Source organism: Myxococcus vastator (assembly GCF_010894475.1).
Taxonomy (GTDB): Bacteria; Myxococcota; Myxococcia; order Myxococcales; family Myxococcaceae; genus Myxococcus; species Myxococcus vastator.
This window is the reverse complement of sequence record NZ_JAAIYB010000405.1, coordinates 1-7728: the sequence shown is the minus strand read 5'-3', so window position 1 is coordinate 7728 and position 7728 is coordinate 1. Positions and strand designations below refer to the sequence as shown.

The window sequence follows — 7728 nt, the reverse complement described above, 5'->3', positions numbered from 1 at the left end:
GGAGGGGTCGGGGTGATGACGCGCTCGCCGGACACGCCCGGCCCGCCGTTCTCCGCGCGCTGCTCCTCCTGCGTCACCTTCTGGCCCATGCGCGACAGCGGACCGGGCTTGCGGGTGAAGTCCACCGCCACGTCGTAGCCGGGCACCTGGCCATAGAACTGCTCCACGAACTGCTGCCGCTCCTTCATCTTGCGCTCGAAGATGACGCGGAAGTCCTCCGGCCCCCGGATGATGTAGGGCGTCAGGAAGAGCAGCAGGTTCGTCTTCGTCTTGCGGCGCGTGGTGTCGCGGAACAGGTGGCCCAGCAGCGGGATGTCACCCAGCAGCGGCACCTTGGACACGCTCTCCAGGGTGCGGTCCTGCATGATGCCGCCAATCACCAGCGTCTCCTGGTCGCGCGCGATGACGGTCGTCTTCGCGCTGCGGCGGGACGTCGTGGGGCCGAGCACCGGGTCGGTGGAGGCGATCTCCTCCGTCTGCTGGTTGATGACCAGGCGGATGTAGTCGCTCTCGTTGATCTGCGGCTTCACCGTCAGCTTCAGCTCCACGTTCTGGCGGGTGATGGGGGCGTAGAGCGACCCCAGGCCGCCCAGGCCGCCCAGCAGGCCGCCGCCCAGGCCCCCCGCGACGCCGCCGGTGCCCACGCCGCCGCCGAGCGAGCCCAGCGAGGACGGGTTGAAGCCGGACTGGAAGGGCACGTTCTGGCCCACCGTGATTTCCGCCTCCTCGTTGTCGCTGGTGAGGATGTGCGGCGTGGAGAGCACATTCACGTCCGAGCTCTGCTGCATGGCGTGCAGCACCACGCCGAAGGCCGGGATGCCCAGCTTCTCCAGCGCGGGGATGACGGGGCCCTGGAGGCCGGCGAGGAAGCCGCCGTAGGACGCCAGGCTGGTGAGCGACAGGGACGGCGGCAGGCCGTTGCCGGAGGTGTTGGTGCCGATGAGGCCGGGCACCGGGCCATTCTCCGTGCTCAGGCTGAAGCCGCTGTGCAGGTTCATGCCGAACCGCGCGTTGCGGTCCAGGTTGACCTCCATGATGACGGCCTCCACGAACACCTGGCGGCGCGGCTTGTCGAGCTGCTGGATGACCTGGACGATGTTCTTGTAGTCCGCCGCGCTGGCGACGATGACCAGCGAGTTGCTGCCCTTGTCGGCCGAAATCTTCACCTCGCCGCTGAACAGCTCCGCCGCCTGCGTCGTGGTCGCGGCGGGTGCGCCCGGCGGGCGGGCCGGCATCGGCATGCGGCCGCGCTGGGGCGTGCCGCCGGTGCCCTGGGCCAGCGACTGGAGCGTGCTGGCCAGCTCCTCCGAGTTGGCGTTCTCCAGGTAGTAGACGTTGATGCGCCCGCCGCCGCTGGTGGGGATGTCAATCTGCCCGACGATGTCCTGGATGCGGTCGAAGGCCGCGGGGCTGGCGACGATGATGAGCTTGTTGGTGCGCTCGTCCGGGATGATCTGCGACAGCGTCACCGGACCGCCCGTGGCGCCCTGGGCCGCCTGGGCCGCCTGCGCGGCCTGGGGGCTGCCGGGAGGCAGGTTGCGCGCGGCGGGCTGGCCGGGGCGGGCGCCCTTGGCCTCGAAGAGGCGCTGCACCGTGTTGGCCACGTCCTGCGCGGAGGCGTACTGCACCTGGATGATGCGCATCTCGTCGCTGGCGGCGCGCGTATCCAGCTGGTGGATGATGCGCTCCAGGCGGTGGATGTTGGAGCCCACGTCGTTGATGATGATGGTGTCGGGCGGATACGGAATCGTGTCGCCGTCCTTGGACACCAGCTGCTGGAGCACGCCGCGCAGCGGCTCCACTTCCACGTTCTGCACGCGGAACAGCTTGGTCACCATCTGCTCGTTGGTGGTGTACGGCTCACCGTCCTCGATGATGGTCGGGATGGGGTTCTGCTTCGCCGAGCGCTTGTCGACGATCTTCATGAACCGGCCGTACTGGTAGACGGCGAGCCCGTTGGCGTCGAGCGAGGCGAGGAAGGCGGAGTAGAAGGCGTCCGCGTTGACCTCCACCCGGCCATTCTCCGGGCCGATGATGGAGATCTTCCCGCGCACGTTCTCCGGCAGGATGAAGGTGCGGCAGGTGGCGTCCGCGACCGTCTGGACCAGCTTTTCGATCTCCACCTTGTCGAAGTAGATGCCGTAGCGGGCATTGCGGCGGGCCTCCTCGCACGTGGGCGTGCGGCGGGGACCCGCGTTGGCTTCACCAGCGTTGGTGGCGCCAGGGCCTTGAGGGGAAATCGTCCGCTCTCCGGCGGAGCCAGAGGGCGGCGAGCGGCGCTGGGCCTGCGCGGGAACGGCGAGCGCGAGGCACAGGCAGAGCATCCAGGACGGGAGCGTCTTCATGGAGGAGCGGGCGCTGCGGAGGTGATTAACGGACGTTGTACGACTTGCGGATCGGCGCACCGTTGCGCTCGATCTCGATCTCGATGCGGGCTGCGTCTTTCATCTTCGAATAGACCTCCAGCGCTTTCTCCGGGCTGTTGAGGTCGAATCCGTTGATGCGACGGATGACGTCGCCATTCTGGACGCCAATCTTTGAGTAGATGGAGTCCGGACGGATGGAGAAGAGCTTGAAGCCCACCGCCTGACCGTCCTTGAACGCGGGCACGATGCGCGCCTGCATGGCGACGCTGTTGAGGTTGTTGAGCGTCTTGTCGATTTCCGCGCGCGGGACCTCGTACTCATTCTCACTGGTGGCGCGGATGCCACTGCCGTCGTTGGGCGGCGCGGTGTTGGCCTGGCCCACCGGAGGCGAGGGCGGCACGAAGGCCCCATCCCCCGGGTTGCCGTCAATGAACTCGCGGCGGCCCCCGTTGATGATGATGACGCGCTCACGCTCGATGGCCTCCACGGTGGCGCCTTGCAGGGCGTTGCCCACCATGAAGGTCTGCGAGCGCTGCGTCGTCATGTCCAGGATGGAAGCAAAGGACCAGTCGGGGTTGCTCGCCACCAGCGTGCCGAGCAGCTTCACCCGCAGGCCGCTCTTCACGGGCGCGGCGTTGGGGTCCACCTCCGCCAAAGCGCCGCCGGGCTCCTGCACCTCGGGCTCGGGCTCGGGCAGGGTGATGCCCGTCAGCCGCGCCAGACGGTCCAGGTCGAGCATCGCCATGGCCGTCTCGCTGCGGCGCGGCTGTGACGGCGCGCGAGCGGACGACCCCCCGGTGGGAACGGGGGAGATGGCGGACTCGACGAACAGGTTCACCGTGCTCGCCGCCAGCACTCCGACGAGCAGGATGAACACCAGGTTCACCGTCCAAAAGTATTTTCGAAAGAAGAGTTCCATCACGCTTCCAGGAGAAAGCCGGGCCCTCATTGAGCAAGCCAGGTGCCATCGCGGGCCAGGCGGGCAAGACAGGACCTACGGCCAACTGCTTGAAATTATTTCGGAATAGCAGGCGCCCCTGACACGTGCCGCGGCCCTTGAAACCCCGCCGGACAAATTGTCAAAGCCAGGCGGGGGGCGGTGTGACGCCCTGTCAGTCGTCGGTGTCGGGGCCGGGCGCCGCGGCGCCGGGGCCGTCCCCGGTGGACTGCTCGCGCTCCAGCTTGCGGTAGATGGTCCGCGCGGCGATGCCCAGCAGCCGTGCGGCCAGCGTCTTGTCGCCGCGGGTGTGGCGAAGCGTCTCGTGGATCACCCGGCGCTCGATTTCCTCCATGGGCGTGCCAATGGGGATGACGAGCTGTCCGGCCGAGCCCAGCGGGCCCTTCCGCACGGCTTCGGGCAGGTCGCTGGCCTCCAGCACCTCGCCGCGCGCCAGCACCACCGCGCGCTCCACCGCGTGCTCCAGTTCGCGCACGTTGCCGGGCCAGGCGTAGTTCTCCAGCACGCCCAGCGCCTCCTGCGAGAAGCCGCGCAGCACCTTGCCATTCTTGGCGGCGAAGCGGCGCAGGAACGCGTCCGCCAGCAGGGGGATGTCCTCGCGGCGTGAGGCGAGCGCGGGCACGCGAATCTCCACCACGTTGAGCCGGTAGTAGAGGTCCTCGCGGAAGCGGCCCTCCGCCACCTCCTTCTGCAGGTCCTTGTTGGTGGCGGCGACGAGGCGCACGTCCACCCTCACCGTCTGCGTGCCGCCCAGCCGCTCGATTTCGCCCTCGGCCAGCGCGCGGAGCAGCTTCACCTGGGCGGGCAGCGGCATCTCCCCGACTTCGTCCAGGAAGAGGGTGCCGCCGTGGGCGCGCTCGAAGCGGCCCTCGCGCCGGGCCACCGCGCCGGTGAAGGCGCCGCGCTCCACGCCGAAGAGCTCCGCCTCCAGGATGTTCTCCGGCAGCGCGCCGCAGTTGACGGCGACGAAGGGGCCACGCACCCGCTGGGAGAACTCGTGGACGGAGCGCGCGGCCAGCTCCTTGCCCGTGCCGGACTCCCCCAGCAGCAGCACCGTGGCGGTGGAGGGGGCCGCCTGGCGGATGGTGTCCAGCATGGCGCGGAAGGCGGGGGACTGGCCCACCATGGAGCGCCCGCCCGCCGCGCTCATCTCCGCCAGCTTCGCCTTGAGCGACTGGTTCTCCGCCACCAGCGCCCGCTTCTCCAGCGCCTTCTGGATGGCCTTCACCAGCGCGTGGCGCTTGAGGGGCTTGGTGATGAAGTCGTAGGCGCCGTCCTTCATGGCCGCCACGGCCGTCTCCACCGTGCCGTAGGCCGTCATCAGCACCACCTCCACGTCCGGGCGGATGGCGCGCGCGGCGCGCAGCAGCTCCTGGCCGTCCATGTTGGGCATCATCAGGTCGGTCACCATGGCGGCGACCTCCGGCCGGCGCAGCAGCTCCAACGCCTCCGTGCCGTTGGCGGCGGCCAGCGTGGCCATGCCCTCGCGCTGGAAGATGCGGACGACCGAGTCGAGGTTCGCGCGGTCGTCGTCGACGACCAGGACCGTGGGGGATGTCATGTTGTGCGAAACCGCCTGCAAGCCGTGTTCCCTTGGCTACTCGCCCGAAACGGTGAGCTGCCGGAAGCGGACCGTGGGCGCGCCCACCGTGCCGCTGCGGAACTGGAGGTCGCTGCCGATGCCGTCCAGGTCCTTGAGCATCTGCAGCAGGTTGCCCGCCACCGTCACCTCCTGCACGGGGTGCGTCAATTCGCCCTTCTCAATCCACAGGCCGTTGGCGCCCGCGGACAGCTCGCCCGTCACCGCGTCGGTGCCGTGGCCCAGCAGGGCGGTGACGTAGAAGCCGCTGTCCACCTCGCGCAGCAGCGCCTCCGGCGTCTTCGAGCCCGCCTCCAGATACAGGTTGCTGGTGCCGATGGCGGGCAGCCCGTTGTAGCCGCGGGCCGCGTTGCCGGTGGTGCGCGTCTTCGCCTTTCGCGCGGTGAACGCGTCGTAGAGGAAGGACTTGAGCACGCCCTGCTCGATGATGGGCGTGCGCCGCGTGGGCACGCCCTCGCCGTCGAAGGGCGCGGTGGCCAGGCCGCGCGGCATGAGGCCGTCATCCACCAGCGTGACGTGCGCGCCCGCCAGGCGCTTGCCCAGCAGCGGGGCCAGGAGGCTGGCCTTCTGGTACACGGCGTTGCCGTCCGCCGCGCCCGCCACGTCCGACACGAAGGACGCGGCCACCTGCGGGTCGAACAGCACGGGCACCTGCTGCGTCTTCACCCGCCGGGCGCCCAGCATCCGCACCGCGCGGCGCGTGGCCTCGCGGCCGATGGACTCCGGTCCGTCCAAAGCATCCAGGAAGCGGCGGTAGTCCATCCAGTAGCCCGTCTGGAGCCCCTTGCCATCGGAGGCGACCGGCGCCGCGTACAGGTACACGTAGGTGCCGGAGTACGCGCCCGTCACGCCCTCGCTGGAGGCCATGTAGACCTCGGACACGAAGTCCCCGGCGCCCACGCCATTGAAGGCGATGACGCGCGAGTCCTCCGCCCGGGCCGCCTTCTCCACCTCCAGCGCCGTCTTGATCTTCCAGTCCCCGGGGAGCTCGGCGACCTGGGGGTCGAAGAGCAGGCCGGTGTCTCCGAAGCGGCCCAGGTCCTTGCCGGAGGGCAGGCCGTTGAGCTTGCTGGGCGCGGAGAACTCCGCCAGCTTCAGCGCCTGGTCCACGATGTGGTCCACGGCGGAGGGCTCGAAGTCGGACGTATAGGCGAAGCCCAGGCGGTCCTTGAGCACCACGCGCACGCCCACGCCCTTGCTGGTGGACTGCGTGAGGTCTTCAATCTGCCCCTGGTGCACGCGCACGCTGCTCTGGCGGCCCACCTCCAGGAAGGCCTCCGCCTGACGGGCACCCTTGCGCCTGGCGCGCTGGACGATTCTCTTCGCGAGCTGCTGGTAGTCCATGGTTGGTGCTCTCTCTCAGGCGACCTTGGTTCCGCCAACGGTGATGTTGTCGATGCGCACGGTGGGCAGCCCCACGCCCACGGGCATGGACTGGCCATTCTTCCCGCATATGCCCATGCCCGGGTCCTGCATGGGGTCGCAGCCCACGCGGGACACGTTCTTCAGCGCCTCCGGCCCCACGCCGATGAGCGTCGCGTTCTTCACCGGGCGGCCCAGCTTGCCGTCCTCGATTTGATAGGCCTCGCTGACCTCGAAGACGAAGTTGCCGTTGGTGATGTCCACCTGCCCGCCGCCGAAGGTGGCGCAGTACAGCCCGCGCTTCACCTCCTTGAGGATGTCCTCGGGGGCGTGGTCACCCGGGGCCAGGAAGGTGTTCGTCATTCGCGGCATGGGCAGGTGCTTGAAGGACTCGCGCCGCCCGCTGCCGGTGCTGCGCTGGCCCATGAGCTGCGCGTTGAGGCTGTCGTAGAGGTAGCCCTTGAGCACGCCGTTCTCGATGAGGACCTTGCGCTCGCCGGGGTTGCCCTCGTCGTCGATGTTGATGGAGCCGCGCCCGCTGGACACGGTGCCGTCGTCGATGATGGTGACCAGGTCGGACGCCACCTGCTCACCCAGCTTCCCGGCGAACAGCGAGGTGCCCTTGCGGATGAAGTCCGCCTCCAGGCCGTGGCCCACCGCCTCATGCAGGAGGATGCCGCTCCAGCCCGGCGCCAGCACCACCGTCTGCGGGCCGGCCGCGCAGTCCACCGCGCCCAGCGTGGCCACCGCCTGCCGCGCCGCTTCCCGGGCCACGTCCTCCGGGGAGAAGGCGTCGAAGTGGCTGAAGGGCACGCGCCCGCCGCCGCCGTACATGCCGGTGCGCTGCTCGCCGCCCTTGCCCTGGGCCACCACCATCACCGAAAGCCGGCACAGGTCCTGGGTGTCCTCGGTGTAGCGCCCGTGGGTGTTGGCCACGGCGATGCGCCGCGTCTGGTCCACGTAGCCGCCGTTGACCTGCTTCACCCGCGCGTCGAAGGCGCGGGCGGCCTTGTCGGCGCGCATGAGCAGGCCCGTCTTCAGCGACACCTCCACGTCCATCAGCGGGGTGCTGACGTGGTAGTGGCTGGGGACCGCGGCGCGGCGCACGGGGAAGCTGCGCTCGGCGCCGCCACCCTGGGCAATCATGGCCGCGTTGGAGGCCGCGCGCAGCAGTGCGGGCTCGTCCCAGTCGTCGGAGAAGGCGTAGCCCACCTTCCCGCCGGAGATGACGCGCACGCCCACGCCCTGGACCAGGCCCGTCTGCGCGCTCTTGATGCGGGATTCTTCCAGCCGCACCGCCGTGGTGAGCGTGCGCTCGACGTACACCTCCGCGAAGTCGCCCCCACGCTCCATGGCCACGGCGAGCAGGCGCTCGACCAGCGGCTGGGGCAGCAGGGCGGCGGGCGTGGACCGCCGGGCCACGGCTGGGGCCAGCTTCGAGG

Annotated in this window: 5 protein-coding genes; all 5 read right to left on the bottom strand. The window is 69.6% G+C overall.

Annotation, left to right across the window (positions count from 1 at the left end; all coding sequences use genetic code 11):
• On the bottom strand, nucleotides 1–2345 hold a 2345-nt coding region (gene gspD / locus G4D87_RS29625), incomplete at its 3' end, for a type II secretion system secretin GspD (protein WP_163786059.1).
• A gap of 25 nt (nucleotides 2346–2370) precedes the next feature.
• The gene (gene gspC / locus G4D87_RS29620; RefSeq protein WP_205507764.1) at nucleotides 2371–3285 is read right to left on the bottom strand and encodes a type II secretion system protein GspC; all 915 of its coding nucleotides are present in this window, start codon (nucleotides 3283–3285) and stop codon (nucleotides 2371–2373) included.
• A gap of 193 nt (nucleotides 3286–3478) precedes the next feature.
• Nucleotides 3479–4885, bottom strand: a complete 1407-nt coding sequence (locus tag G4D87_RS29615) for a sigma-54-dependent transcriptional regulator (RefSeq protein ID WP_163786057.1) — start codon at nucleotides 4883–4885, stop codon at nucleotides 3479–3481.
• Nucleotides 4886–4921: 36 nt separating this feature from the next.
• On the bottom strand, nucleotides 4922–6268 hold the full coding sequence (locus G4D87_RS29610; RefSeq protein WP_163786056.1) for a TldD/PmbA family protein: 1347 nt from the start codon (nucleotides 6266–6268) through the stop codon (nucleotides 4922–4924).
• Between the two features lie 15 nt (nucleotides 6269–6283).
• Entirely contained in the window at nucleotides 6284–7720 is a 1437-nt protein-coding gene (locus G4D87_RS29605; protein WP_240358714.1) for a TldD/PmbA family protein, read from the bottom strand.
• Nucleotides 7721–7728 lie beyond the last annotated feature (8 nt).